A 25,250-nucleotide genomic window follows, 5' to 3' on the forward strand; every position below is an offset into this window, starting at 1 on the left:
CACGGGCGACAATCACGCCACTGCCGCGGGCGTCCGTCAGTTGAAGAAGGCGTCGATGGGGGCGCGGGCCTCGTCGAACAACGCCGGACCGTCACGACGGACCTTGTTCGGCGTGGGGGTTCGCGCGAGCGCCTCGAACTGCTCGGCGCTCAGCGCGAACACCACCCGACCCAGACCAGAGCGCTCAATGGCGTACGCGCACATCTCGCACGGTTCGCAGCTGGTGTACATCGTGGTCCCGGCGGCGGCCGACGCGGAGAGTTCCCGGGCCGCCCACCGGGCCAGCTTGAGTTCGGGATGAGCGGTGATGTCGCGGTCTTCGGGCACGGTGTTGTGGTCCTCGGCCAGGATCGCCCCGTCCGGCCCGACCAGCAGCGACCCGAATGGCCGTCCGCCGGCTGCCGGCGCCGCCGCGGCCAGTTCGATCGCGCGGCGCAGATACTGCTCGTCTCGTTGATCCATGGACGTGAGGGTAAACAGAAGGTGCCCGGGTCGCGAGACGACGACCCGGGCACCTCGAGGGTGCTCAGAAGCCGAGCACGGCCTTACCGCCGACGACCGGCAGGCGCAGTTCGCTGCCCTTCGGCGAGACGGTCAGTTCGGTGCCGCCGAGCGGCAGCAGCGTGTAGTCCTGGTCGGTGGAGAACACCACGACGCCGAGACGGTGACCGGTCTGGAAGATGTAGTCCTTCGGCTGCATCGTCCAGGTGAAGTCGTACATCTTGCCCTGCTTGAGTTTTTCGGTGTGTGCCGCGTCCTTGCGGTTCTGCGGGTCCATCCAGCCGCGGGTGACCACGGTCGTGCTGGTCGGGCCGTAGTCCACCAGGTACGCGGTCAGGTTGGCGTCCGGGCGGTTCTCGATCGCCATCTGCAGCCGCATCTCGGGACGGCCGGAGATGCGGACGTTCTGGCCGAGCGCGGGGGACAGGTAGGCGAGCCGGTTCGGGCTGTCCGTGTCCGGGCCGGCCACCAGCGTCGCCGGGGTGATGGTGCGGCCCTCGTCGACGAAGCCCTGCTCGACCTGGCCCTTCGGCGGCTTGCCGGTGGTCAGCGTGCCGGTCGCGGTCGCGCTGGTCGCCGAGAACTTCAGCGCCACATCGCGAGCGGCCTGGTCAGGCCAGTTGGCGTACGTCGTGTAATTGCGGTCTTCGCGCTGCACCACGGCCGTCGGCTCGTCCATGATGCCGTTGTTGACGTTCCACAGCCAGAAGTCGAACCAGCGGTTCTCGGTCTGCTTGTAGGTCCACGTCTGGCCGCTGGGCAGGGTGACGGACGCGCTGTTGCCCGGGCCGCCGTGGCCGCCCTGGTGGAGCCAGATCTTGCGCGGCACGTCGTTCTTGGCGAGCTCGTCCCACCAGCCGGCGAAGTTCTCGGTCTTGACGTTCCAGTCGTTGAGTCCGTGAACGACGAAGACGCTGGCCTTCACGTCGCTGGCGTCGCGGTAGTCGCGGTCGGCCCAGAACTTCGAGTAGTCACCGGTGACCCGGTCCTGCTTCGCGGTGATGTCGGCGAGTTCGTCGACACAGTCGCCCTGGGCGCGGACCTGACCGGCGGTGTACTGGGCCAGGATGTCGAGGTCCTCGCCCTGGAACGTGCCCGGGGCGACGACGAGGCCGTTGGCCCGGTAGTAGTCGTACCAGCTGCTGATCGCGGAGACCGGGACGATCGTCTTGAGGCCCTCGACGCCGGTGGTGGCGACCTGGTTGGGCAGCGTCCCGTTGTAGGAGACGCCGGTCATGCCGACCGCGCCAGTGGTCCAGGTGGCCTCGACCGGGGCGCCGGCGGCGTCGTACGCCTTGGCCCGGCCGTTGAGCCAGTCGATGACGGCCTTGGTGCCGAGCGTCTCGGCCTGGTCGCCGCTGGTCGGGCAGCCGTCCGAGTCGGCGGTGCCGATGCTCATGCCGAGCACCACGGCATAGCCGCGGGGCACGTAGTAGTCGTCGAGCGAGCCGGGCAGGTTGGCCTTGCCCGCCGCGTTCGGGTTGGGCTGCGGGCCCGAGCGCAGCAGGCTGGCCCGGTCCGAGGCGCCGTTCTGGGGCAGGTCGTCGACCAGCACGCTCGGGTAGGGGACGTCGTCCCAGGTGTCCTTGCGGTAGGGGCTCTGCTCGAAGATCACCGGCACCTTGAAGCCCTCGGTCGAGGTCTCCAGGGGGCGGGAGATGTCGATCGCGACCCGGTCGCGCTGGCCGTCGTGATCGGTGTCCACGGGGGCCTCGACGTAGACCCGCTCCTCGATCGCGTCAGCGAGCGAGAAGACCGGCTGGGTCATCCCGTCGGTGACCAAGATGTGTGGGGACGGGGTCGCGGTCGGTTGGGCCGCAGCCGGTGAGGCGGTCGCGGCCGCGATCAGCGTGCCGGATATCGCGACGCCGAGCAGTGCCAGACTTGAGGGTCTGCGCATGAACGTCTCCGTTCGAGAGGGGCGCACCGAGGGGTATCGGTGTGGATGGATCATGATGATCCACTTCCTCAGGCTAAACCCGTTCTCGCGTTCGTCCCGTCCGGGGTGCGATGAAGATGATCACAGCCAATGTGGACAAGTTGGTATAAATGAGCGCGTCTTCACTGGGCGATCGCCGCGGTCGTTCAGCACCTAGCCCGCTGAGCTGTGCCGATACCCCCTGATCTCCCCGGTCGACGGGTCGATCAGCATGACCTGGCAGGCCTGTTGGTGAGTGAACGCCCACGGCGTTCCCTGGACGATCATCAAGGACGACGTCTCACGGACTTTCCGGTCCGCGGTCCGCACCGTCAGCACGGCCTCGACGGGCGCGGCCGGCAGGTCTGGGGCGCAGCCGACGGTCGCCGTGACGGGGACCGACTTCACGCCGGGCGCGACCGTCGTCGGGCGGCCCGAGCGGAAACGCAGACCGCCCGCATCGCCCGTCACCTGTTCGACCACGACGGGAACCGGGCCGCTGTTGACGAGCGTGAGGTTTGCCTCCATCGTCAGCGTCAGCCCGTCCGACCGCGCGGTGCCGGCGCTGCCGACCAACGCGATGAGTGACACGTCCGCGTCCTGCCTGGCCTGGCGCTGGCTGCTTTCGACGACGTGCGTGACCAGGCCGCCGGCGACCATGGCAAGCACGATGCTCGCTGCGATGGTGAGCGTTGTCCGTCGGGATCGGACGGCCGCACGCGCCGGGTCGACGGGCGGCAGGTCGAGATCTAGAACGGGTCCTTCCGGCGGTATGCCCACCAAGCCCTCATTCCACGCCGACGTTTGCCATGACGGCGATGTCTACCAGATGGGTAGCGGCGCGGTGGTCCGGGCTATTCGGCCCGCCAGGTGATGGACAGGCCTTTGCCTACGGCGACGGTGGTCGACCGGCATCGGTCGTCTTCCGCCAGCAACACGAGGAAAGGCGCCACCTCGTCGGGATGGGAGAGCACGTTGTCGATGGCCAGCACGCCGCCCGGGCGGAGAACGCGGATCGGGTGCGGCCACCACGACGGGTATTCGGTCCGTTCCGCGTCGAGGAAGAGCAGGTCGACGCTGCCGGAGGCGAGCGACGCCAGGTGGGCTCCGCCGTCGGCCCGGACCAGGTCGACCTCGACGCCGGCGCGCGACAGGTTCGCGAGGACACCCGGCCACTCCTGCGTGTCGACGCTGACGACCCGGCCGCCGACCTCGCGGGCCGCCGCGGCCAGCCAGATCGTGGAATAGCCGTTGGACGTGCCGATCTCGACCACCCGCCGGGCGCCGGCGATCCGGACCAGCATGGCCAGCAGCGCGGCGGTGTCGGGTTCGAGGTTGCGGCGGCGCAGGAGGCGGTCGGGCTGGGCGGCGTCGTGCTGGACGCCGTCGGCATAGAGGTCTGCCAGGAACTGGTCCATCCTCACCTCACCAGATCGGGGCGACAGGCGTGCCGCCGTCGTGCAGCGACCGTATGCCGGCTTCGCATGCCGCGGTCGCCGCATAGCCGTCCCAGGTGGACGGACCGTCGACCACTCCGCGCCGGCAGGCGTCGACCCACGACTGGACCTCCAGGTCGTATGCCGTCGCGAAACGCTCGAGGAAGTCGTTCGGGAACGGCGCCGCGGCGTCGACGAACGAGCTTGCGCGTTCGCCCACCGCTTCGCAGCGGATCTCGTACCCCCGCTGGCTGTTGACGAAGACCTCCGCGGTCGCGATGCCGCCGCCGGTCATCCGGAAGATGGCCACCAGCGGGTCGGACACGCCGGCCGGCGCGAGCCGGGACGGCGCCGGGGTCAGCACGCTGACCGTCGCGATCTCGTCGTCGAACAGCCACCGGCAGACGTCGACCTCGTGCACGAGCGAGTCCCGCACGATCATTTCGGTGCCGAAAGACCCCGGCGCCGCCATGTTGCGGTGGATGTTGTGCAACAACAGGACCCGACCCAGACCCGCTTTCATCCGGGTGTAAGCCGGGTCGTAGCGCCGCATGAATCCAACCTGGACAAGCGGGCGGCCGGCGGCCCGTTCCGCGGTCACCAGGCGCAGCGCCGAAGCGCTGGACACGGTGAGCGGCTTCTCGCACAGCACGTACTTTCCGGCCGCCAGGCACGCGAGCACCTGCTCCTCGTGCGCGGCACCGGGGGAGGCGATCAGCACGGCGTCGACGAAGTCGGCCGCGATCAGGGCGATCGGCGACTCGACCACCCGTACGTCGGGATGGGCGGCGGCGACGGCCTTGGCCCGTGCGATGTCCGGGTCGGACACCGCGACCAGAGCAGCATCCGAGATCCGCTCCGCGAGCCGCGCGGCGTGGTCGGCGCCCATCACCCCGACGCCGACCACCCCGACGCGCAACGTGTCGGTCACGAAGCCGAACCATCCGAACGTTCCGACCCACTCGCGGGGTCAGGCGCTCCAACCGTTCCCGGCGCGACCGACGCCGGCTCGACGACCTTTCCCGGGTCGGCGCCGCGGAGTTCGTGGCTCAGCTCCGTCAACTCGTCGCCGCCGGCCATCTCTGCCGTCAAACGGTCCAGGGTCAGGTCGTCGCGGTGGGCATCCAGGACCACCCGGCCCAGCTTGAGGATGACGAAGTGATTGCCGACCAGGTACGCGTGGTGCGGGTTGTGGGTGATGAAGATGACCCCGAGGCCGGCGTCGCGGGCCTTGACCACGTAGCGCAGCACCACGCCGGACTGCTTGACGCCCAACGCCGCCGTCGGCTCGTCGAGGATGATGACCCGGGCGCCGAAGTAGATGGCCCGGGCGATCGCCACGCACTGGCGCTGACCGCCGGACAGGCTCGCCACCGGGCGTTCCAGGTCGGGGATGACGATGCCCATCTTGCCCAGCTCCGACGCACAGATCCGCTTCATCTCGGCGATGTCGAGACGGAACAGGCCCCGACGCAGTTCGTTGCCGAGGAAGAAGTTGCGCCACACCGACATCAGCGGTGCCAGGGCCAGGTCCTGATAGACCGTGGCGATGCCGTTGGCCTGCGCCTCGCGCGGGGATCCGAAGTGGACGGGCGCGCCGTCGAGGCGCACGACGCCGGAGGTGTGGGGATGCAGGCCCGACACGATCTTGATCAGGGTCGACTTCCCGGCGCCGTTGTCGCCGAGCACGCAGGTGACCTCGCCCTGGCGGACGGACAACGAGACGTCGCGCAGGGCGTGCACGTTGCCGTAGCTCTTGCCGACACCCTCGAGCGAAAGGATGGCGCTCATCGCAGGTCGGCCCTCCGCTTCACGTACAGGTTCACGATCGTCGCCAACAGCAGCATGACTCCTAGGAACGTGCGGAACCAGTCCGGGTTCCAACCCGCGTAGTTGATGCCCAACTGGGTCATGCCGAAGATGAGGGCTCCGATCGACGCGCCGACCACCGAGCCGTAGCCGCCCGTCAGCAGGCAGCCGCCGATCACCGCGGCGATGATGAAGATGAACTCCTTGCCGACGCCCTCACCCGACTGCACCGTGTTGAACTGGAACAGCAGGTGCATCCCGGACAGCCACGCGCAGAAGCCGACGGCCATGAACAGCCCCACCTTCGTCGAGCGCACCGGCACGCCGACGGCCCGGGCCGCGGCGGCGTCACCCCCGACTGCGAAGATCCAGTTTCCGATTCGGGTACGCAGCAGCACGTACGCCGCGATGACCGTCAGCAACACCCAGTAGAGGACCGTGATCTTCAGGTTGACCGGGCCCAGGGAGACCTCGGAGCCGAAGACCGCGTGGGCCGACGCGAAGCCGTCCATGTCGCTGATGTCGGCGCTGGCCACGTTGCCGGTGGCCAGCCGGGTCACGCCGAGGTTGACGCCCTGCAGGATGAAGAAGGTGCCCAGCGTGACCAGGAAGCTGGGCAACCCGGTGCGCAACAGCAGCCAGCCGTTGAATGCGCCGATCGCGACCGCGAGCACCAGCGACAGGAGCACGCCGACCCACACGTTGAGGCCGAAGTTCCACGCGAGCAGCGACCCCGACAGTCCGGCCGTGGTCACCGCGACACCCGCCGACAGGTCGAACTCCCCGCCGATCATCAACAGCGCGACGGGCACGGCCATGATGCCGATCGTCGACGCTCCATAGAGGATCGTGCCGATGTTGGCCACGTTGCGGAACGGTGCGGCAACGGCCATGAACAGCAGGAAGATCACTATTGCGGCGACCAGCGAGCCGACCTCGGGGCGGCTCAGCAGTCGGGCCGCGAGCGGCCGGCTGGCGACCCGGTCGTCCTGGGCCGCCAGCATCGTCGTGGTGCTCACCGCTTGCCGTTGTTGGCGAACTGTTCGATCGCGGCGACGTTCGAGCTGTCGATGAACGCCGGGCCGGTCAGGGTCGCCTGGCCGCCGCCGATGGTGTTGCCGTTGGTCTTGTAGAGCCACAGGCTGTCGACGGCCAGATAGCCCTGCAGGTAGGGCTGCTGGTCGACCGCCCACGTGATCGAGCCGCTCTTGATCGCGCCGACCAGTTCCTTGTTGGTGTCGAAGGTCGCGACCTTGGCCGAGCTGCTGGCGTCCTTCGCCGACTGCACCGCGGCGAGCGCGACCGGGGCGCCGAGGGCCAGGACACGGTCGATCGCCTTGTCCTGCTGGAGCTTCGAGGTGATCGCGGCCTGGACGCCGGGCATGTCCGTACCCGTGACGTAGATCTTCTCGATGTTGGGGAAGGTGTCCTTGGCGCCGTCGCAGCGCGCCTCCAGGCCGACGTTGCCCTGCTCGTGGATGACGCAGAGGGCCTTCTTGCCGCCGTCGGAGGCGAGCTTGCGCCCGGCCGCGCGGCCGGCGATCCGCTCGTCCTGGCCGAAGTAGCCCTGCACGCCCATCGCCTGCCACGCGTCGATGCCACCGTTGAGCGCGACGACCGGCACGCCGGCCTGCACGGCCTTGGTCACGTTGGCCTTCATGGCGTCGGGCTTGGCCAGCGTGACCGCGATGCCGTCGACCTTCTTGTCGACCGCGGACTGCACCAGGTTGGCCTGGCCGGGCCCGTCGGGGTCGGCCTGGTACTGCAGGTCCACATTGTCCTTCTTGGCGGCGTCCTCGGCGCCCTTGCGGACCAGGTCCCAGAACGTGTCACCGGGTCCGGAGTGGGTGATGAACGCGACCGTCATCCGCGGAGTGTCGGCGGCGCCGGCGTTGAGTGAGTCGTCGGGTTCCTGCTTGCCGCCGCTGGAACTACACGCTGCCAGCGCGAGCGCCGCGGCGGTGCCGGCGGCCAGCAGGGCGAATCTGCGCTTCATCTCGGTCTGCCTTTCTCCATCCGCCGCGCCATCGGAGCGGATGAGGGGATATGTGTGCCAGTATCGCCGCGGTGATGTCTGCGCGGCGATTCGTCATCCGGGAAGGGGGGCGGGCGCGACGTCACGCTCCCTTGATCTCGGCGAGGGCGACCGGCCGCCGTTCTGCGCGGGACAGCTCGCACGCTTCCGCGACGCGGAACGCGGCGAGGGCGTCGCGGACCGTGCAGGGTGAGGGGACGTCCCCGCGGGCGACCTCGACGAACGCGGCCAGCTCGGCCTGGTAGGCCGCTCGGAACCGGTCCATGAAGGACCAGTGTCGCGGCCCGGGCGGAAAGGCGGCGCCTGCTTCGGCGGACGTGAGGGCCAGCGAGTCGTCCAGGCCCACGGCGAGCGCACCCTCGGAGCCGAGCACCTCCATGCGCACGTCATGGCCGGCGCCGTTGTAGCGGGTCGCCGAGACAAGTGCCAGCGTCCCGTCGTCGAGCGTCAGCAGGGCGGCGCCGGTGTCGACATCGCCGGCGGCGGTGAAGAACGGCTCGCCCTTGTTGGCGCCCGTCGCGTAGACCGTGGTCACCTCGCGGCCCGTCACGAAGCGCAGGATGTCGAAGTCGTGCACCGAGCAGTCGCGGAAGATGCCGCCCGACGTCGCGATGTAGGCCGCCGGCGGCGGCGCCTGGTCGTGGGTGTTGGCGCGGATGGTGTGCACGAAACCCAGGTCGCCGGCGACGACCGCCTCGCGCACCCGGCGGTAGGCGGCGTCGAAGCGGCGTTGGAAGCCGATCTGCACCGGCACGCCGCTGCCCTCGACGAGTGCGGCCAGCGCGACGGTCTCGGTGAGGGTCGCCGCGACCGGCTTCTCGCAGAAGGTCGGCACGCCGGCCGCGACGGCCGCGGTCAGCAGGGGCGCATGGGCGGGGGTGGCTGCCGCGATCACCAGTGCGTCGATGCCTGACGCGAGCAGCGCGGCGGTGCCGTCGGCGACCGCGACGCCGAGCGCCGCCGCCAGCGCGCGGGCGGCGGGCAGGTTGGCGTCGGTGACCACGAGGTCGGCCAGGGACGACAGCGTTTCGGCGTGGAAGGCGCCGATCCGTCCCACTCCGACCAGGCCGATGCGCATGGCGTTCACCCGTTCCGTCGCCGATGTCGGATCTGCTAGGTAGCGTGCACGTACGTAAATATGGCGTCAAGCATTTGTTCCAACATTTTTACGTAACGTCAACGTGAGCGCAGGCGGGTAAAGTGCGGGCATGGCGATCCAGGTGGGCGTGTCGATCGACCGGTCGTCGCCCGTGCCGCTCTATCACCAGCTCGCCGAGCAGCTCCGCGCGGCGATCGACGACGGCCGCCTGCAGCCGGGCGACCCCTTCGAGAACGAGATCGCCCTCGCCGAGCGGCTCGACCTGTCCCGGCCGACCGTCCGGCGGGCCATCCAGGAGCTGGTCGGGCAGGGGCTGCTGCTGCGCCGCCGGGGGCTGGGCACCACGGTCGCCAACCGCAAGGTGCACCGCCGGGCCGGGCTGACCAGCCTCTTCGACGACCTCGACCGGGCCGCGGGCCGGCCGGCGACCAGTGTCCTGGGCTACGAGCCGGTGCGCGACGAGCGGGTCGCGGCCGAGCTCGACCTGCCGCCAGACACCGAGTTGCTCTCGATCGTGCGACTTCGGTCGGCCGGCAACCAGCCGCTGGCGATCCTGCGCAACTGGCTGCCGCCGCGCGCCGCCGGGATCACCCGCGAGCAGTTGGAGGAGCAGGGGCTCTACGCGCTGCTGCGGGCCCGCGGCATCCGGCCCGTGGTCGCACACCAGGAGATCGCCGCGCGGATGCCGACCGCGGCCGAGCGGCGCAACCTCGGTCTCAAGGCCGCCGAGCCGGTGCTCACGATGACCCGCAGTGCCTTCGACGCCAACGGGGTCGCGGTCGAGTACGGCGACCACTGCTACCGCGCGCAGGACTACCGCATCGACGTGACCATCGACGAACGCTGACCTAAGCTGACCCGATGAAGGCGTACGCGCTGCTCGGCTTCGTCGCCGTCGTCTGGCTGGCCGCGATCGCCATGGCCGTCGACGGTTTCCGGCACGGGCTGTCGGCACCCGGCCGGTGGAGCGGCTTCGTCGTAGCGCTCCTCGTGAGCCTGGCCGCCACCTGCCTGCTGGTGCTGGCCGCCCGCCGGGCACGACGGCCCGGTGCACGGTGAACGAGCACGCGGTCGTGGTGTTCCTGCTGACCTCCGTGGTCGGTCTCGCCGTCGTCGGCCTGGTGTTCCTGGCCCGCACGGGCAAGGTCGACACGAGCCGCTTCGAGGCGCCGGTCCGCTGCCGCGAGGGCCATGTGTTCACCACGACCTGGATACCCGGCATCTCCTTCAAGGCGATCCGCCTCGGCCCGATGCGCGTGCAGTGGTGCCCGGTCGGCGAGCACCGCACGATCGTCACCCTCGTGCCGTGGTCGCGGCTCAGCGACCGGGAGCGCTGGATGGCCGCCCACTATCACGACTCCGGGATGCCCTGACCCGCGAGATAGACCGTGTTGGTGGAGGTCCGCCGCTGCAGCGGGTTGTCGAACGCGACGACGTCCGCCCGGGCGGTGCCGAAGACCGCGCGCAGCAGCCCGGTGAACGCGTCGTCGGGCGGGTCGTTGGACCAGAGCCCGAACACGCCGCCCGGGTGCAGGTGACCGGCCAGCCGCCGCAGCCCGTCGGCCGTGTAGAAGCCCGCATGGCTTTCGTGTAACAGGTGACGAGGGCTGTGGTCGATGTCGACCAGCACGGCATGGAAACGCTGCTCACCCAGCGCGGTCAGGGCGAAGAAGTCCCCGTGCTCCAGCCGACTGCGCGGGTCGGTGACGACGGGCGCGGCGAAGGGGAGCAGACCGCGGCGGTGCCAGGCGATCACCTCGTCGAGGGCGTCGACGACGACCAGCGACCGCACCCGCGGGTCCTCCAGGACGGTGCGGGCGGTGTAGCCGAGCCCGAGACCGCCGACGACCACGTCCAGATCCTCGCCGGCGACCTCGGCCAGCCCGAGCCGGGCCAGTTCGATCTCGGCGACCGTGAACAGGCTCGACATGAGGAACTCGTCGCCGAGCTTGACCTCGTACACGTCCTGCTCGACGGTCGGGTCCCACCGGCGCCGCAGGCTGATCTCGCCCATCGGCGTCTGCCGCCAGGCCAGCTCTTCGAATCGCGGACTCATGCGTCTCCCGTTACTCGCGCGTTGCGTGAGGCACCCCGTTCGGCCACGGCGCGCGGTGATCGGTGCAAGCGTAGGTGAAAGGTGTCGAAGACCCGGGGAGTCGTCATGGCAACACTTTCGTACGAGACGTTCGTCGCGCCCGCGAAGCCGGTGGTGTCCGCCGACCTTCCCGCCGGCGAGAAACGGGAGATGTTCTCCCCGACCACCGCGACACTGATCCACGGCGACCGCGAGGCGGTGCTGGTCGACGCGTTGCTGACCGACAGCGAAGGGCAGGCCCTGGCCGACTGGGTCGACGAGTCCGGCAAGCACCTCAACACGATCTACATCACCCACGGCCACGGCGACCACTTCTTCGGCGCCGCGGGCCTGCTCGAGCGCTTCCCGGACGCCCGGCTGGTGGCCACCCCCGGCGTGGTCGACGTGATGCGCAAACAGGCCGCCGAGCCCTGGCTCGACGAGTACTGGCGGGTGGCCTTCCCCGACCAGATCGGCGATCCCGTCGTGGCCGACCCGCTCGACAGCGACATCATCGAGCTGGAGGGCATGGAGCTGGTCGTGGTGCCGCTCGGGCACAGCGACACCGACAACTCGACCGCGCTGCACGCGCCCTCGATCGGTCTGGTCACCGCCGGCGACAGCGTCTACAACGGCGCGCACCCGTATCTGTCCGAAGCCGGCGCCGACGGGCTCGCGGAGTGGTTCGACGCGCTGGACACGCTCGACGACCTGCATCCCAAGACGGTCGTCGCCGGGCACAAGCGGCCCGACGCGCCCGACGACCCGGGCAGCATCGAGTTCACCCGCCGCTACCTACGCGACTGGGAAGCCGCCGATCGGGGCACCGACGACGCCGTGCAGCTCTACCAGACGATGCTCGACCGCTACCCGGATCTGATCAACCGCGCCATGCTCTGGCACTCCGCCGAGGCCGCGAAGCGCTCGGCCTCGTCCGGCCCGCCCGACCGGCACTAGCGACCGGGCTGGCGCTCCCTGATCTCCTGCAGCAGCCAGCCGTTGCCGTCCGGGTCGGTGAACGAGGTGACCCCGCGGCCGAGCCGGACCGAACATGCCGAACCCGGCGGCGTCAGTTGCACGATCCGGAACGTCGGACCGGCCTCGTAGTCCGCGTCGAGCCGCCAGTGCCGGATCCGGTCGATACCAGTGCGACTAGCCGGTGTGGCCGAGCCGGGTCGAAAGCTCGCGAACCTCGGCCAGCAGCAGTTGGGCGATCTCGCCGACCCGGGTGCGGACGCGTTCGACCGGGCCGCAGACGCTGATCACCGCGACCGGCCGGCCCTCGTGGTCGAACACCGGCGCCGCGACCGACGCCGCGCCGGCCTGGCGCTCCCCGAACGAGGCCGCGTAGCCGCGCTCCCGGATCACCCGCAGTTCGTCGCGCAGGAAGTTGGGGTCGACGACGGTGTGGTCGGTGAGCGCCTGCAGCGGCCCCGACTCGAGGTAGGCCTCGCGCTCGTCTTCGGCCAGGAACGCCAGGAAGGCCTTCGACGAACTGCCCGCGTGCAGCGGGAACGCGGCGCCGACCTGCACCTCCATCTTCACGTCGCGGTGCGGTGTCACCTGATCGAGGTAGACCCGGCTGTGCCGGAGCCGGATCGACAGTGTCGAGGTCTCGTTGGTCGCGGCGCTCAGCCGGCGCATCGGCTCGCGGGCCAGGTCGCGCACGTCGACCCGGTCGAGGAACGCCCGGCCGAGGGCCAGCGACGCCGGGCCGAGCACGTAGCGGCGGCTGGACTCGTCGGCCACGATGAGTTGGCGGCTGCACAGCGTGGTGAGGATGCGGTGCACGACCGCTTTCGACAGGCCCAGCCGCCGGCCGATCTCGGTGACGCCGAGGCTGGGCTCGCGCGACCGGGAGAAGAGCAACAGCACGTCGAGGGCGCGCTCGATCCCGTTGACGGTGCGCGGATCGGGCGACTGGTCGAGGCTCTGCGCGATGGTCACACTCACAGCATCGGAACGTAGCGTAGCGACGTCAACAGGGGTAGAGCCGGCGCCGCGACGGGCCCACCACGATCTTCGAGTTCTGGGGGTTATCGTCGATGGCATGCCGAGGCCTGCGCGGCGGGTGGTCAGTCAGGAGCGCGTGATCCAGGGCGGCTGCGCGTTCTTCCTGCGGCACGCCACTGTGGACATGGACGGGCTCGCCGACAGCTTGTCGGTGAGCCGGGCCACGCTATACCGCGTGGTGCACGGGCGCGACGTGCTGCTCGGCGACGTGCTGTGGCGGCTCGGCGAGCGCACGCTGGCCCGGGCCCGCGAGCAGACCGCCGCGCCCGGCCTCGACGGCGTGCTGGAGACCACCCGCCGGTTCACCGCGCTGCTGCGGCAGGCCACCGCGTTCCGGGCCTTCCTGCGGGCCGAGCCGGCGACCGCCGTGCGGGTGCTGTTCACGCCGGCCGGCGGGGTGCACGCCCGGGTGGTCGAGGCGCAGAAGGGCATCCTCGCCGCCGCCGCGGCCGACCCGCGATGGTCGCCCGGCGACCTCGACGGCGCCGCCTTCCTCTACGTGCGGATCATCGAGTCGGCCCTCTACGCCGAGCTGATCAGCGGCCGCCGGGCCGACCCGGCCACCGCCGAGCGGGCCGCCCGCGCGGTGCTCGAGGCCTGCTGAACCCCGTCTGCGACGGCCGTCTCAGCTTCGCGCGGGCCGGTAGCCGGTCACATCGACGGCGATTTATGGTGCGGCCAGAGCCGAAGGAGCATTTATGACCTCTCCATGGCGCCGCGCCGTCCTTGCCGTCGCCGCACTGCTCGCATCCCTGCTCTCCGCCGCACCCGGGCAGGCCGCGCCGCCCGACGGCCGCGAACCCATCTCCCGGCCCACGGTGCACGGCCCGATCCCGGGGACCGTGCCCGGCGACCGGCTGGCCACCGACCTAGCCGACACGTACCCCTTCTTCTCGACGCCCTTCGACCTGGCCCGGCATGGCTATGTGGAGCAGGAGTTCTACCTCTCCGGCGTGGCCGACGGCTGGGACACCACCGGCAACCGGGTCGCCACCGACGTGCCCTACCAGACCCGGCTCGTGGTGCGCCGGCCCGCCAGCGCCAAGAAGTTCAACGGCACCGTGCTGGTCGAGTGGCAGAACGTCACCGCGGGCTATGACCTCGACGCGCTGTGGAACGCCGAGGCGACCACCCGCGCCGGCTATGCCTGGGTGGGTGTCTCGGCGCAACGGGTCGGCGTCGACCAGCTCCGCGGCTGGAGCCCGACCCGCTACGGCAGGCTGGACGTGACCGGCGGCCGGCAATGGGTGGCCGACGAACTCTCGTACGACATCTTCGCCCAGGCCGGGCAGGCCATCGCCGATCCCCGCGGCGTCGCACCGCTGGGCCGGCTCAAGGCCACGACGGTGCTCGCCATCGGCGCCTCGCAGTCGGCGTCGCGGATGACCGTCTACTACGACCGGGTGCTGCCCCAGGTGCAGCCGGTGTACGCGGGCTACGGCTTCATCGTCGGTGCGGCGCCCACCCGGGTCGGTGACGAGCCGGTGTTCCAGGTGCTCTCCGAGACCGATGTGCGCACCCCGGTGCGGCCGGCCGACACCGACATGTTCCGTCGGTGGGAGGTGGCCGGCGGTGCGCACAGCGGCTACAACGGTCAGGTCTACCGGGCGCCGATCCAGGAGCGCGACTTGGGCGCCGCGCCGGTCTACAACTGCGCGCAGCCGCCGTTCAGCCGGGTGCCGGTGCAACACGTGACGGCGGCGGCGTACGCCCATCTGGAGCGCTGGGTGCGACGCGGCACGCCGCCGCCGACCGCGCCGCCGATCGTCTTCAACCCGGACGGCACCAAGGCCCGTGACGCGCTGGGCCTGGTCCGCGGCGGCATCCGGCTGTCCCAGGTCGACGTGCCGACGGCGCTGAACACGGGCGACAACGCGGGCGAGTCGTTCTGCCTACTGTTCGGCACCTACCGCCCGTTCGACGAGGCCACATTGGACGGCCTTTACCGCACCCACGTGGGTTACGTCGCTCGGGTGGTGGCCACCGACGTACGCAACGTCGTCGCCGGCTACCTCCAGCCCGCCGACGCGGCGGCCAACCTGCGCGAGGCGCTGGGTTCCGATGTAGGCCACTGAGGACCGGCCCGGCGGCGCCAACGCGGTGCCGCCGGGCCGGGGCTCACGCGTCGCGCCGCTTGAAGAGGGTGCCGGCGATGACCACGACGGCCGCCACGAAGAGCATGAACACGGCGGCCGACGGCCAGCGGGTGAACAGGTCGACCTCGTCGGCCGAGCCGCCCGAGGTCTCGCCCGCGGCGCTGATCAACTGCAGGCCGTCGGTGAAGGGCAGGAACTTCACCGCCGGGGCCAGCCAGTCCAGTGCCGGCACGAACGAGAGCCGGAAGATCAGCTGCTCGACGATCATCGGGGTGACCAGGATGACCACCAACGCGCCGGGCACACCGCGCAGCAACTGGCCGAGCGCCACGCCCAGCACCGACCAGAGCACCGCCAGCAGCAGATAGCCGGGCACCGTCACATCCGACAGGCTCGGCGGCCGCTCCCAGAACGGCAGCGTCGCGGCGATGTTGAGCACGATCGACGCCGCCGTCACGACCAGCGCCGTCGTGGCGACGACCAGCAGCTTGGCGGTGAACAGCCGGACCCGCTGCGGCACCGTCGTCAGGGTCGGCTGGATCGTGCCGTAGCGGTATTCGTGGCCCGACGCGAAGATGCCGAGCACGGCGAGGAACACGACCGCCAACGGCACCGGGGCGTTCGCACCGCCGCCGGTCACCACCGCGACGACCACGTCGTGCACCGGGGTTTCGTGCCGGGTGGCGTAGGCGACCAGCAACGCGATCGCCGCGTTGAGGACCAGGGCCGACCCGATCAGCGCGTACGTGGACCGCAGCGTCCGCAACCGCGTCCACTCGAAGCGCAGCGCGTCGTTCATGCCGGTGCCTGCGCGACGTACTCCTCGGCGTCGCCGGTCGCGGTCATGAACGCCGCCTCCAGCGACGCCGTCGCCGTCGACAACTCGTGCAGCATCACCCCGGCCCGGAACGCGACCTCGCCGACCGCCGCCGCGTCGGTGCCCGCGACCCGCAACCCGTCCGCGCCGAGGGCCTCCGTGCTCACGCCCGCGACATCGCGCAACGCGGCCGCGAGCGCCGCCACGTTCGGGCCGCGGACCAGCACCGTCGACTGGGTGAACTCGCGGACGAAGCCGTCGACATCCCCGTTGTAGATCATCCGGCCGCGGCCGACCACGACCAGCCGGTCGGCCATCAGCGACACCTCGGAGAGCAGGTGGCTGGAGACGAAAACGGTGCGGCCCTCGCCGGCCAGCGCGCGCAGCACGTCGCGCAACCAGTGGATGCCGTGCGGGTCGAGGCCGTTGGCGGGCTCGTCGAGGATCAGCGTGCCGGGGTCGCCGAGCAGCGCCTGGGCCAGTCCCAACCGCTGCGCCATGCCCAGCGAGAAGCCCTTCGGCCGGCGCCGGGCCACCTCGGCGATGCCGACGAACTCGAGCACCTCGTCGACCCGCGCCGGCGGGATGCCGCTGCCCGCGGCGAGCATCCGCAGGTGGTTGCGGGCGGTCCGGGTCGGGTGCACCGCCCGCGCCTCGAGCACCGCGCCGATCTCGCGCATCGGATGGCGGATCGTGTCGAACCGCCGGCCGTCGAAGAGGGTCTCGCCGGTGCCCCGGTCGAGGTCGAGCATCAGCCGCATGGTCGTCGACTTGCCGGCCCCGTTGGGCCCGAGAAAGCCGGTGACCGTGCCGGGGCGGACCTCGAACGAGAGGTCGTCGACGGCGACCTTGTCGCCGTATCGCTTCCCGAGGCCGGTAGCGGTGATCATGAAAGCTCCGTAACGAGTGGTGGGTGCACGCAGGATCGCCGAGGGTTGCTGTGCGCGCGCTGAGAGCCGAGAGTGGTGGCGTGAGACGGGCCCTGGCCGCGCTGACCGTCGCGGCATTCGTCACCCTGGCGGTCGACGTCGCCGCCGACCAGCGGTCCGTCGCCTCGCTCGGCCCGGCCGTCGCGTTCCTGCTCGCGGCCACCTTCGGCTTCGGCTACGTCGAGCGCCGGCCGGAACGCTGGCCGCGCTACGCGTACGTCGTCCTGCTGTTCCTGCTCGGTGGCGCGGTGTTCGTCGAGGCCAGCGCCAACGTCGGCGCCACCCTGCTGCTGGTCGTGCTGGTCAGCCAGACGACCCTGCTGCTGCCGCTGCCCGCCGTGGCCGTCGTGGTCGCCCTGGTCCCGTTCTTCCACGCCGGCATGGCCTTCGCCGAGGGCCTGCGCGAGGGCCTGGGCCTGCTCGCCGCCGCCGTCTTCGCCGCCGTGCTGACCAAGCTGCTGGTCCGCGAACAGGCGGCCAGGGCCAAACTGCGCGAGTACGCCCTGCAGGTCGAGCGGCTCGCCGCCGCGCAGGAGCGCAACCGGGTCGCCCGCGACATCCACGACGGCCTCGGGCACGCGCTGACCGTGGTGCAGATGCAGATCAAGGCGGCCCGCGCGGTGCTGGCCAGCCAGCCGAAGCAGGCCGACCAGGTGCTCGCCAAGGCGCAGGACCAGGCCGAGGAGGCGCTGCGCGAAGTACGCCGCTCGGTCAGCGCGCTGCGCGAACCCCAGCCCGCCGTGCCGTTGCCCGAGGCCCTGCGGGCGCTGGCCGCGGAGACGTCGGCGGCCGGCGTGCCGACCGAGGTCGGCGTCACCGGTGCGGTCCGCGCCCTGCTCGCCGACGCGGAGGAGTCGCTGTTCCGGGCCGCGCAGGAGGGCCTGACCAACGTGCGCAAGCATGCCCGGGCCAGCCGCGCCGAGGTGCTCCTCGACTATTCACAGCCGGCCGCCGTGCGGCTCGAGGTCCGCGACGACGGCGCCGGCACCGCAGGGGAGGGCGGCGGCTACGGGCTGCTGGGCGTACGCGAGCGGGCCGCGCACGTCGGCGGCCGGATGACGCTCGAGTCGCTGCCCGGCACCGGCTCCACGCTGCGCGTCGAGGTGCCCGGATGACCGTGCGCGTGCTGCTCGTCGACGACCAGGCACTGTTCCGCGAGGCCCTCGCGATGCTGCTCGGCGTACGCCCCGATGTCGAGGTGGTCGGCGAGGCCGGCGACGGCGCCCAGGCACTCGACCGGGTCACCGACCTGCGTCCCGACGTGGTCCTGATGGACCTGCGGATGCCGGTGCTCGACGGCATCGCCGCGACCCGCCGGCTGCGCGCCGCACACCCGGGCGTGCGGGTGATCGCCCTGACCACGTTCGACGACGATGACGACGTGTTCGCGGCGCTGCGCGCGGGTGCGGTCGGCTACCTGCTCAAAGACGTCTCGTCGGCCCGGTTGGCGGAGGCGGTGCTGGCCGCCGCGCGCGGCGAGTCGGTGCTGCAGCCGTCGGTCGCGGCCAAGGTGGTGGCCCGGATCGCCGCGCTGCCCGCCGACGAGGGTCAACCCCGCCCGCAGCCGCTGGTCGTGCCCCTGTCCGACCGGGAACTCGAGGTGGTCCGGCTGCTCGCCGAAGGGCACAGCAACCGGGAGATCGCCGCCGCGCTGTTCCTCGCCGAGGGCACGGTCAAGAACCACGTGACCAACGTGCTCGGCAAGCTCGGCGCCCGCGACCGCACCCAGGCCGCCCTGCGGGCGCGCAGCCTGGGCCTGCTCTGAGCCGGGGTCATGACCCGTGGCATGACCTTCGGCACCTGCGCGTGAACCGGTCACGCCAGCACGATCGACGCCATGACCACCACCGCAGCGGCCCGCCGGGCCGACAGAGTCCGAGCCAACCTCAAGGGTCATCTCCGCTTCGCGGCGCACTACGTCGAGATGGTCGTCTCGATGCTGGTCGGCATGTTCGCCCTCGGCCCGCTCTGGTCGATGGCGCTGCCCGGCCTGGCCGACCACCCGGCCGCCGACGCCCTCGTCATGGCGACCAACATGTCGGTCGGCATGACGGCGTGGATGGCCATCCGCCGGCACAGCTGGGCCCGGATCGCCGAGATGGTCGCCGCCATGTACGCACCGTTCCTGGTCCTACTCGTTCCGTATTCTTTCGGTGCGATTTCCGGCGACGCCCTGATGATGGGCGGCCATGTGCTGATGTTCGTGACAATGCTCGCGGCGATGCTCTGGCGGCGCGCGGACTATTACCACCACGGGCACCACTGACGCAAATAGAGATCGGCCGGAGCGAATCGCTCCGGCCGACCTTTACCGTTGCTTATTTTTGCCTTAAATGCTGCCTCAGGCCACCGAAGCGAGGCGGCGCCGAGCGGGCTCGGCGACCTCGACGCGCTGCGGCGTCTCGGTGTGCAGCGGCAGCGGCACGGCCTGCATGGGCGGCAGCGGAGTGGCGATCATCGCGCGGGCCAGCGACGTGAACGCGTGTGCCGCGTTGACCGACACCAGGCCGACCAGCCGGTCGTCGCGGTGGTAGCCGACCACCACGCCGGCCCGGGCGGTGTCGCGCCGGTGCCGCTTCATCTCGCTGATCGCGACCTCGCCGTTGGGGTCGAGCTCGCCGCAGACCTGGATGCGTAGGCCCCACTGCTCGGTCCAGAACCGCGGGATGACCGTGACCGGCCCGGGTTCGCCGTCGTCGTTGAGCAGCGTGCGCGCCGCGCCCCGGCCCTGCTCCAGCGAGCTGATCCAGTGCTCGGCCTTGCGGGGCTTCGTGCCGTAGCGCAGGTTGGGCCAACTCGCCACGGCGCCGCAGGCGACCACGTCGTCGAGGCCGATCACCCGCAGGGTCTCGTCGCAGGCCACACCGTTGGACAGGTCCAGGCCGGTGCTCTCCAGCCAGGCCGTGTCGGGCCGGCCGCCGGTGGTGGCGACCACGATGTCGCCGGTCAGGTTCTCGCCGTCGTCGAGCTGGACGACCCAGCCCTGCCGGAACCGGTTGGCGGTGCGCACCCGGTGCCCGAGGCGGAAGTCGACGCCCTCCTCGCGCATCACGTCGGTGACGTAGTTGCCCACCTCTTCGCCCAGCGCACGGGCCATGACCTGCGGCTTGGAGTCGATGACCACGCAGTTGCGGGCCATCGAGCGGACGGCGCTGGCGACCTCGCTGCCGGTGATGCCGCCGCCGACGATGATGACCCGCTCGGCGTCGCGCAGTGCGCGCCGCAGCGCCCAGGCGTGCTCCAGGTCGTGCAGCAGGTGGACACCCGGGTCGGCGGCCCACTTCGGCATGCTCGGCGAGGAGCCGGTGGCGATGACCAGGCCGTCGTACGCGAAGGACTCGCCGGTGTCGGTCTCCACCCGGTGCGCGTCCGGGTCGAGGTCGACCGCGCGCCGGCCGAGATACCAGGTCAGGTCGTCGTCGTGGAACGGCATGCGGGTGTCCTGCGGGCGCTTGTGGCCGGTCAGGATGCCCTTGGAGCACGACGGGCGGTCGTACGGGCCTTCCTTCTCCGCACCCAGCATCGCGATCTCGCCCGGAAAGCCCTGGCGCCGCAACTCTTCGGCCGCGGCGACGCCAGCGCGTCCCGTTCCGACGATCAGAATCCGGCCGTAGTCCGCGCGCCTGAACCGCCGCGTCATCGGTCTCCCCTGCTACGTCGACGTGGACCGGCGCCCGAGCCCGCCGGAATCCGTGTGGGGCCGGTCAAAGGCTGCTCGGCCGGCTCTTCGTTCTTCTGCGTTACCACCGTGGTCGCGGTCCGGTGCAGCTGGATCGCCCGCGCCGGACACACCTCCACGGCTCTGATCACGTCGTTGGCCAGGTCCGGCGGCACCGTCGCCTTGTAGGCCAGGCGACCGTCGCCACGCAGGGCGAACACCTTGGGCGCCTCGTGCTCACAGAACCCGAACCGCGCGCATCTGGTGCCGTCGACGTTGACCAGGAGCTCGTCGCCGACCCCGACGCGGTCGTTGCGCCGGTTCGTGCGTTCCTGGCGCCAGTTGAGGAACCACTGCGTGGTGGTCACCCAGAGCAGCACGGTGATGCCGAAGGAGCCGAGCACCGCGCCCCAGCGGACGCCCGCGGCCATGTCCGAACCGGACAGCAGCACGTGGCCGACCAGGAACATGTAGGCCACGTAGTTGAACGCGTGCAGCGCCCGCCAGCGGGTGTAGCCGAGCTTCTTCTGGATGAGCACCGACAGGGTGCAGGCGACGAAGAGTTCCATCGCGATCACGCCGACGCCGATGCCGACCGGGTCGTACGGGTTGGTGAACGGCACCACCACGTCGACCAGCTTGACGACACCCATCGGCCCGGCGAGCTGGGTGAACCCGTGCACGACGCCGAGCATCACGCCGAGCAGCGCGATCGTCTGATGGATGCCGTAGACCGTTGCGTGCTTGATCCGGCTCTGCGCCCAACCGTTGCGGAGCATCAGTCCCCAGAGGACCGCCAGCCAGAGCAGGAAGAGCGACAGGAACCCGACCGTGGCCGCGACGAGGTGGACGCTCTGCTGCGCATTGCGCACGGCCGATCCTCCGTTGTTCGTGGCGGAAAGTGGGGACAACGCAAGTATGGTGCGGCACGTCGAATTGTCAATCTGGTCAGGTAGCGCGTTTCGGGGGTAGTTTTCCGTGGCCAACACGCTGTGGAACGGTCACCGGACGGTCGGTTGGCGAACTATAAATTCCGTTTAGGCGCGGCCTAAGGATTCCTTCACTTAAGCCATCTCTAATTGACATGCGTTTATCGTCTCCTTCGTGTCGAGGCGCGGCTACGGCCGCCGACCCGGAGGAGTGACGAGTGAAGGTCCGGCAGCTGGTCGCAGTGGGGCTGCGAGTGCTGGCCGTGGCGTCCCTGGTGACGCTGGTGCCGGCGTCCGCGGCGTTCGCCAACGGCCACTACCGAGCCGCGGCGCCCACGGCGGCCGGCGGCGACAGCGGGCACGGCGGCCACAACATGGCCGGCATGAGCTTCGACGAGCACATGGCGGCGATGACGGTGATGAGCGACGTCATGAAGAGCTCGTCGCTCTATCAGGCGCCGGCACCGCCGCTGCCGGTCCCGGTGCCACCGGACGTCGCCGTTTCCAAGGACGGGAAATACGGCCCGCTCGGTCCCGCCGACATCGACCTGGTCGTCAAGGTCCGGCTCGCCGGCCTCTGGGAGCAGCCCGCCGGTGACATGGCGGTGAAGAAGGGCGCCAGCCCGCGGGTCCGCGAGATCGGCAAGATGATCTCGGAGCAGCATGCGGTGCTCGACCAACTCGACCGCAACGCGGCCGCCAAGCTCGGCGTGCAGTTGCCGAACGAGCCCAACGCCGACCAGCAGTACTGGCTCGGTGAGATGAAGGACGCCTCGGGCGCCCAGTTCGACCGGATCTTCGTCGACCGCCTGCGCGCCGCGCACGGCAAGGTCTTCTCGGTGATCGCGGACGTGCGTGCCGGCACCCGCAACGACGTCGTCCGCGAACTGGCGCAACAGTCCAACCAGTTCGTGGGTACGCACCTCACTCTGCTCGAAAGCACCGACCTGGTCGACTGGCAGCATCTCGCGCTGCCGCCCGAGCCTGCCGATGCTGTCGTCGCTCCCGCCGGCTACATCAAGAGCGGCGTCAACCCGATGGTGATCTGGGTTGTGCTCGGCCTCGCCGTCGTCGCCGGCGGCATCACCACGATTCGCGTAGTCCGTCCCCGATAACAAACCGCACCGGTGTGTGTCCACATGGAAGGTGTCACGCAATGACCAGAACCAGGCAGGCCCCCCGCAAGAACCGGCGGTTCATCGCCGTGTTCGCGACGCTGGCGGTGTTCGCCGGCCTCGTGGCGGTCACCCAGGTGTCTCTCGCGGGCAGTTGGCGGGGTCGCAACAACAACAGCCTGCCGGTGTGTCCCCCGGCGGCCTCGGCGAGCGCGCACGACCACGTCGGTGAGTCGGACCCGGCCGCCAAGCCCCCGGCCGACGCCCCGGCCGGCGAGGTCGCCGGCGCCGCCGGCGACGGGACCGCGGCCGACGCGACGGACACCGCGGCCCCCACGGGCGACGCCGCCGACGCGACCGCTACCACCCCTGAGGAGAAGGCCGCCGACGAGAAGGCCGCCGCGATCGCCAAGATCGCCGCGGACGAGAAGGCGAAGGCCGACGCGCAGGCCAAGGCGGCTGCGGAGCAGCGGCGCAGCGGACGCTGCCGGCCGGCCACCAGCGCACCGACGACCGGCACCGGTGGCAACAACGGCGGCACCGGCAGCACCCCGAGCACCGGAACCAGCGGCGGCACCGGCACCGGCAGCACCCCGAGCACCGGCACCAGCGGCGGCACCGGCACCGGCGGCACCACCTCGCCGACCACCGCGCCGCCCGCGGCGCCGCTCGTCCCGCTCGGCCGCACCTGTGAGGGCAGCGACTTCCCGATCCACGACGGTTTCCAGGGCGGCCCGAAGTGCGTCGAGACCCAGATGGGCGAGGTCGGCGCCGAGGCCGACAACCCCGAGCTGCTGATCAGCCGGGCACCCGCCCGCGTCCGGATGAACACGGCGTTCGACATCCAGGTGAGCACCCGCAACATCGTCCGTGACCGGTTCCTGGGTGCGGCGGCCGGCGGCTACTACCTGGAGAGCTCCTTCCTCACCGAGGACGGCATCGTCCGTGGCCACTTCCACGTGGCCTGCCGCCTGCTCAGCGGCCGCAACGCGCAGGAATCGGCGCCGGTGCCGGCCTTCTTCAAGGCGGTCGAAGACGGCAAGGGCGGTCGTACGCCCGACACCGTGACCGTGACGATCACCCCTGGCCTGGCTGCCCCCGGTGTCGCGCAGTGCGCCGCATGGGCTGGTGACGGCTCCCACCGGATCCCGATGATGGCGCGGGCCAACCAGATTCCCGCGATGGACTCGGTCCGGGTCATCGTCACCCGGTAGTCACCACCAAGCAGCACCGCTGCGGCACAGGGCCGGGCATCGGAACTCCTCCCCGATGCCCGGCCTCCGCGGTTGTCACCGTCCACCGTGAACGGTCCCGAAGGGGAAGATCATGGAACAGGGCTCGGTACGGATCCGCCAGCTCACCGGCGTCTACCGGTTCGACGCGACCGCCCGCGGCTATCTCGCGGCCCGGCTGACGGGCGACGGCTGCGCGTTGCGGGCGTTGACCCACCGCGGCCTGCGGGCCAACCCGGACTGGTCGGCGATGGCCGCCGAGTTGATCGTCCCGGTCATGTTGACCCACCTCGACCGCGCACCCGAGCCGATCCGCCGGGTCGCCCACCGTCCCTGCGTGCTGGCGATCACCCGCGGCGGTGCCGTCCCGTTGCTTGGGCCGGCCGACCTCGATCGGATCGCCGGCCGGGTCGCGCTGTTCCTCGACGAGGTGCGCCGGGCCGCCAGCGCCGCCGGACTGGTCTGGACGATGCCCATGTGGGACAGCAGCCCGGCACCGCTCTACGCGACCAGGTCGACGGACAGCCGCCAGAGCCGGGCTGCCGCCTCCTGGTCGAGGGCGTAGCCGGCCACGCCCCGCCGCACGCCCGGCCGGTGCGGCCCGGCCTCCTGGCAGTCTTCGAAATAGCGACCGGTGACGCCCGCGAGCAGCGGCGAGCCGGCCAGCAACGCGGAGGTCGCGGCGCCCTGCGCGGCGTCCTTCCAGGACACGTCGGTGCTGGCCGGATCGAACGACGCCGGCGCGCTGCCGATGTCGCCGATGTGCCGGCCCAGGTTGGTGCTCGTGATCCGGCCCGGGTTCAGTGCGTTCGCGGTGATCCCGTCGACCGCCCAGCGCTTCGCCGCCTCGACCGCGAACAGGATGTTGGCCGTCTTTGACTGTCCATAAGCGACCCATCTGTCGTACGCCCGGCGTTCGAAGTTGGGATCGTCGAAGTCGACGCCCGCGTTGACGTGCCCGACCGAACTGACCGCGACGATCCGGGCGTCGCCGGCCGCGGCCAGCGCGCGGTGCAGGCCGGTGGCCAGCGCGAAGTGCCCGAGATGGTTGGTGGCCAACTGCAACTCGTAGCCCCGCGCCGTCCGGAGCAGCGGGGTGGCCATGATCCCGGCGTTGTTGACCAGGATGTGCAGCGGCCCGGACCAGCCCGCGACGAACGCCGCCACCGACGCCGGGTCGGCCAGATCGAGCGGCGCGACCGCCAGCCGCCCGACCTCGTCGGCGACCCGGCCATCGGCCGCCGCGGCGCGGGTGACCTGGGCATCGGCCGCCGCGTCGCGGGCGGTGCGGAGGCTGGCGGCCACGTCGCGGGCGACCCGGGCGCCGGCGGCCACGTCGCGGACTGCCAGGGTGACCTCGGCACCGGCGCCGGCCAGCGCGCGGACGGTCTCGACGCCGATGCCCGACGACCCGCCGGTGACGATCGCGCGGCGACCGGTGAGGTCGACCCCGGCCAGCACCTCGGCAGCGGTCGAGGTGGCGCCGAACGGAGTGGTGATCATGGGTTCCTCCTCCTGCCGAGCTAACCTCTAACCGGACCCGGCTCCGTCTAAGGTAAGCGGACCCGGCTCCGGTTATCCAGTGACCC

Annotated in this window: 29 protein-coding genes; 12 read left to right on the forward strand and 17 right to left on the reverse strand. The window is 71.0% G+C overall.

Annotated elements, in window-relative coordinates; genetic code table 11:
• Nucleotides 1–36 precede the first annotated feature (36 nt).
• The 9 genes from AB0J74_RS27665 to AB0J74_RS27705 all read right to left on the reverse strand — a co-directional run bounded on the left by AB0J74_RS27665 (nucleotide 37) and on the right by AB0J74_RS27705 (nucleotide 8,777).
• Nucleotides 37–462: a nucleoside deaminase gene (locus AB0J74_RS27665; protein ID WP_363452926.1), complete on the reverse strand. Its 426-nt coding sequence runs from the start codon at nucleotides 460–462 to the stop codon at nucleotides 37–39.
• A gap of 64 nt (nucleotides 463–526) precedes the next feature.
• Nucleotides 527–2,401 carry a Xaa-Pro dipeptidyl-peptidase gene (locus AB0J74_RS27670; protein WP_363452928.1) on the reverse strand — a complete coding sequence of 625 codons (1,875 nt, stop codon included), beginning with the start codon at nucleotides 2,399–2,401 and terminating at the stop codon, nucleotides 527–529.
• 192 nt (nucleotides 2,402–2,593) lie between these two features.
• Nucleotides 2,594–3,199, reverse strand: a complete 606-nt coding sequence (locus AB0J74_RS27675) for a hypothetical protein (RefSeq protein ID WP_363452930.1) — start codon at nucleotides 3,197–3,199, stop codon at nucleotides 2,594–2,596.
• A 74-nt stretch (nucleotides 3,200–3,273) separates the two neighbouring features.
• The gene (locus AB0J74_RS27680) at nucleotides 3,274–3,837 is read right to left on the reverse strand and encodes a class I SAM-dependent methyltransferase (RefSeq protein WP_363452932.1); all 564 of its coding nucleotides are present in this window, start codon (nucleotides 3,835–3,837) and stop codon (nucleotides 3,274–3,276) included.
• A gap of 7 nt (nucleotides 3,838–3,844) precedes the next feature.
• Nucleotides 3,845–4,786, reverse strand: coding sequence for a Gfo/Idh/MocA family oxidoreductase (locus AB0J74_RS27685; RefSeq protein ID WP_363452934.1), 942 nt, complete (start codon nucleotides 4,784–4,786; stop codon nucleotides 3,845–3,847).
• Nucleotides 4,783–5,646, reverse strand: coding sequence for an ATP-binding cassette domain-containing protein (locus AB0J74_RS27690; protein WP_363452936.1), 864 nt, complete (start codon nucleotides 5,644–5,646; stop codon nucleotides 4,783–4,785). Before AB0J74_RS27690 ends, AB0J74_RS27685 begins: the two co-directional genes overlap by 4 nt.
• The gene (locus AB0J74_RS27695) at nucleotides 5,643–6,683 is read right to left on the reverse strand and encodes an ABC transporter permease (protein ID WP_363452938.1); all 1,041 of its coding nucleotides are present in this window, start codon (nucleotides 6,681–6,683) and stop codon (nucleotides 5,643–5,645) included. The genes AB0J74_RS27690 and AB0J74_RS27695 overlap by 4 nt, the downstream gene beginning before the upstream one ends.
• Complete coding sequence (locus tag AB0J74_RS27700; RefSeq protein ID WP_363452940.1) at nucleotides 6,680–7,660, reverse strand: sugar ABC transporter substrate-binding protein; 981 nt, start codon at nucleotides 7,658–7,660, stop codon at nucleotides 6,680–6,682. The genes AB0J74_RS27695 and AB0J74_RS27700 overlap by 4 nt, the downstream gene beginning before the upstream one ends.
• A gap of 121 nt (nucleotides 7,661–7,781) precedes the next feature.
• Nucleotides 7,782–8,777, reverse strand: coding sequence for a Gfo/Idh/MocA family oxidoreductase (locus AB0J74_RS27705; RefSeq protein ID WP_363452942.1), 996 nt, complete (start codon nucleotides 8,775–8,777; stop codon nucleotides 7,782–7,784).
• Nucleotides 8,778–8,907: 130 nt separating this feature from the next.
• On the opposite strand from AB0J74_RS27705, the gene AB0J74_RS27710 reads away from it, so the two are divergent.
• The 3 genes from AB0J74_RS27710 to AB0J74_RS27720 are packed head-to-tail and all read left to right on the forward strand — an operon-like array spanning nucleotide 8,908 to nucleotide 10,171.
• Nucleotides 8,908–9,645: a GntR family transcriptional regulator gene (locus AB0J74_RS27710; protein WP_363452944.1), complete on the forward strand. Its 738-nt coding sequence runs from the start codon at nucleotides 8,908–8,910 to the stop codon at nucleotides 9,643–9,645.
• A gap of 14 nt (nucleotides 9,646–9,659) precedes the next feature.
• Entirely contained in the window at nucleotides 9,660–9,857 is a 198-nt protein-coding gene (locus AB0J74_RS27715) for a hypothetical protein (RefSeq protein WP_363452946.1), read from the forward strand.
• Entirely contained in the window at nucleotides 9,854–10,171 is a 318-nt protein-coding gene (locus AB0J74_RS27720; protein WP_363452948.1) for a hypothetical protein, read from the forward strand. Before AB0J74_RS27715 ends, AB0J74_RS27720 begins: the two co-directional genes overlap by 4 nt.
• Here AB0J74_RS27720 and AB0J74_RS27725 read toward each other — a convergent pair.
• Nucleotides 10,150–10,854, reverse strand: a complete 705-nt coding sequence (locus AB0J74_RS27725; protein WP_363452950.1) for a spermidine synthase — start codon at nucleotides 10,852–10,854, stop codon at nucleotides 10,150–10,152. The genes AB0J74_RS27720 and AB0J74_RS27725 overlap by 22 nt on opposite strands.
• 105 nt (nucleotides 10,855–10,959) lie before the next feature.
• On the opposite strand from AB0J74_RS27725, the gene AB0J74_RS27730 reads away from it, so the two are divergent.
• Nucleotides 10,960–11,829, forward strand: coding sequence for an MBL fold metallo-hydrolase (locus AB0J74_RS27730; protein ID WP_363452952.1), 870 nt, complete (start codon nucleotides 10,960–10,962; stop codon nucleotides 11,827–11,829).
• Here the strand turns inward: AB0J74_RS27730 and AB0J74_RS27735 are convergent.
• Together AB0J74_RS27735 and AB0J74_RS27740 are read right to left on the reverse strand one after the other, a co-directional pair.
• Complete coding sequence (locus AB0J74_RS27735) at nucleotides 11,826–11,951, reverse strand: hypothetical protein (protein WP_363452954.1); 126 nt, start codon at nucleotides 11,949–11,951, stop codon at nucleotides 11,826–11,828. The genes AB0J74_RS27730 and AB0J74_RS27735 overlap by 4 nt on opposite strands.
• Before the next feature lie 73 nt (nucleotides 11,952–12,024).
• Entirely contained in the window at nucleotides 12,025–12,825 is an 801-nt protein-coding gene (locus tag AB0J74_RS27740) for an IclR family transcriptional regulator (RefSeq protein ID WP_363452956.1), read from the reverse strand.
• 97 nt (nucleotides 12,826–12,922) lie between these two features.
• Here AB0J74_RS27740 and AB0J74_RS27745 point away from each other — a divergent pair, with 97 nt between their 5' ends.
• Entirely contained in the window at nucleotides 12,923–13,489 is a 567-nt protein-coding gene (locus tag AB0J74_RS27745; protein WP_363452958.1) for a QsdR family transcriptional regulator, read from the forward strand.
• 94 nt (nucleotides 13,490–13,583) lie between these two features.
• A complete protein-coding gene (locus AB0J74_RS27750) occupies nucleotides 13,584–14,960 on the forward strand; it encodes an alpha/beta hydrolase domain-containing protein (protein ID WP_363452960.1) in 1,377 nt (458 codons plus the stop codon).
• A gap of 43 nt (nucleotides 14,961–15,003) precedes the next feature.
• Here the strand turns inward: AB0J74_RS27750 and AB0J74_RS27755 are convergent, their stop codons facing one another.
• Together AB0J74_RS27755 and AB0J74_RS27760 are read right to left on the reverse strand one after the other, a co-directional pair.
• Nucleotides 15,004–15,780: a hypothetical protein gene (locus AB0J74_RS27755; RefSeq protein WP_363452962.1), complete on the reverse strand. Its 777-nt coding sequence runs from the start codon at nucleotides 15,778–15,780 to the stop codon at nucleotides 15,004–15,006.
• Entirely contained in the window at nucleotides 15,777–16,688 is a 912-nt protein-coding gene (locus tag AB0J74_RS27760) for an ATP-binding cassette domain-containing protein (protein WP_363452964.1), read from the reverse strand. Before AB0J74_RS27760 ends, AB0J74_RS27755 begins: the two co-directional genes overlap by 4 nt.
• Nucleotides 16,689–16,768: 80 nt before the next feature.
• Here AB0J74_RS27760 and AB0J74_RS27765 point away from each other — a divergent pair, with 80 nt between their 5' ends.
• The 3 genes from AB0J74_RS27765 (at nucleotide 16,769) to AB0J74_RS27775 (ending at nucleotide 18,993) form a co-directional block, all read left to right on the forward strand.
• Nucleotides 16,769–17,842 (forward strand): histidine kinase, encoded by a 1,074-nt coding sequence (locus tag AB0J74_RS27765; RefSeq protein ID WP_363452966.1) that lies wholly within the window; start codon nucleotides 16,769–16,771, stop codon nucleotides 17,840–17,842.
• The gene (locus AB0J74_RS27770) at nucleotides 17,839–18,492 is read left to right on the forward strand and encodes a response regulator transcription factor (RefSeq protein ID WP_363452968.1); all 654 of its coding nucleotides are present in this window, start codon (nucleotides 17,839–17,841) and stop codon (nucleotides 18,490–18,492) included. The genes AB0J74_RS27765 and AB0J74_RS27770 overlap by 4 nt, the downstream gene beginning before the upstream one ends.
• Before the next feature lie 72 nt (nucleotides 18,493–18,564).
• On the forward strand, nucleotides 18,565–18,993 hold the full coding sequence (locus AB0J74_RS27775; RefSeq protein WP_363452970.1) for a hypothetical protein: 429 nt from the start codon (nucleotides 18,565–18,567) through the stop codon (nucleotides 18,991–18,993).
• Between the two features lie 75 nt (nucleotides 18,994–19,068).
• Here AB0J74_RS27775 and AB0J74_RS27780 read toward each other — a convergent pair whose 3' ends face one another.
• Complete coding sequence (locus tag AB0J74_RS27780; protein ID WP_363452972.1) at nucleotides 19,069–20,367, reverse strand: FAD-dependent oxidoreductase; 1,299 nt, start codon at nucleotides 20,365–20,367, stop codon at nucleotides 19,069–19,071.
• Nucleotides 20,364–21,257 carry a ferredoxin gene (locus AB0J74_RS27785; RefSeq protein ID WP_363452974.1) on the reverse strand — a complete coding sequence of 298 codons (894 nt, stop codon included), beginning with the start codon at nucleotides 21,255–21,257 and terminating at the stop codon, nucleotides 20,364–20,366. Before AB0J74_RS27785 ends, AB0J74_RS27780 begins: the two co-directional genes overlap by 4 nt.
• 275 nt (nucleotides 21,258–21,532) lie before the next feature.
• On the opposite strand from AB0J74_RS27785, the gene AB0J74_RS27790 reads away from it, so the two are divergent.
• The 3 genes from AB0J74_RS27790 (at nucleotide 21,533) to AB0J74_RS27800 (ending at nucleotide 24,226) form a co-directional block, all read left to right on the forward strand.
• Nucleotides 21,533–22,429 (forward strand): DUF4142 domain-containing protein, encoded by an 897-nt coding sequence (locus AB0J74_RS27790; protein WP_363452976.1) that lies wholly within the window; start codon nucleotides 21,533–21,535, stop codon nucleotides 22,427–22,429.
• A 41-nt stretch (nucleotides 22,430–22,470) separates the two neighbouring features.
• Nucleotides 22,471–23,643, forward strand: a complete 1,173-nt coding sequence (locus tag AB0J74_RS27795; protein ID WP_363452978.1) for a Pecanex-like protein 1 — start codon at nucleotides 22,471–22,473, stop codon at nucleotides 23,641–23,643.
• Between the two features lie 112 nt (nucleotides 23,644–23,755).
• Nucleotides 23,756–24,226 carry a hypothetical protein gene (locus tag AB0J74_RS27800; protein WP_363452980.1) on the forward strand — a complete coding sequence of 157 codons (471 nt, stop codon included), beginning with the start codon at nucleotides 23,756–23,758 and terminating at the stop codon, nucleotides 24,224–24,226.
• On the opposite strand, the gene AB0J74_RS27805 is transcribed toward AB0J74_RS27800, so the two are convergent.
• A complete protein-coding gene (locus tag AB0J74_RS27805) occupies nucleotides 24,163–25,164 on the reverse strand; it encodes an SDR family NAD(P)-dependent oxidoreductase (RefSeq protein WP_363452982.1) in 1,002 nt (333 codons plus the stop codon). The genes AB0J74_RS27800 and AB0J74_RS27805 overlap by 64 nt on opposite strands.
• Nucleotides 25,165–25,250 lie beyond the last annotated feature (86 nt).

Source organism: Asanoa sp. NPDC049573, assembly GCF_040676615.1.
Taxonomy (GTDB): Bacteria; Actinomycetota; Actinomycetes; order Mycobacteriales; family Micromonosporaceae; genus Asanoa.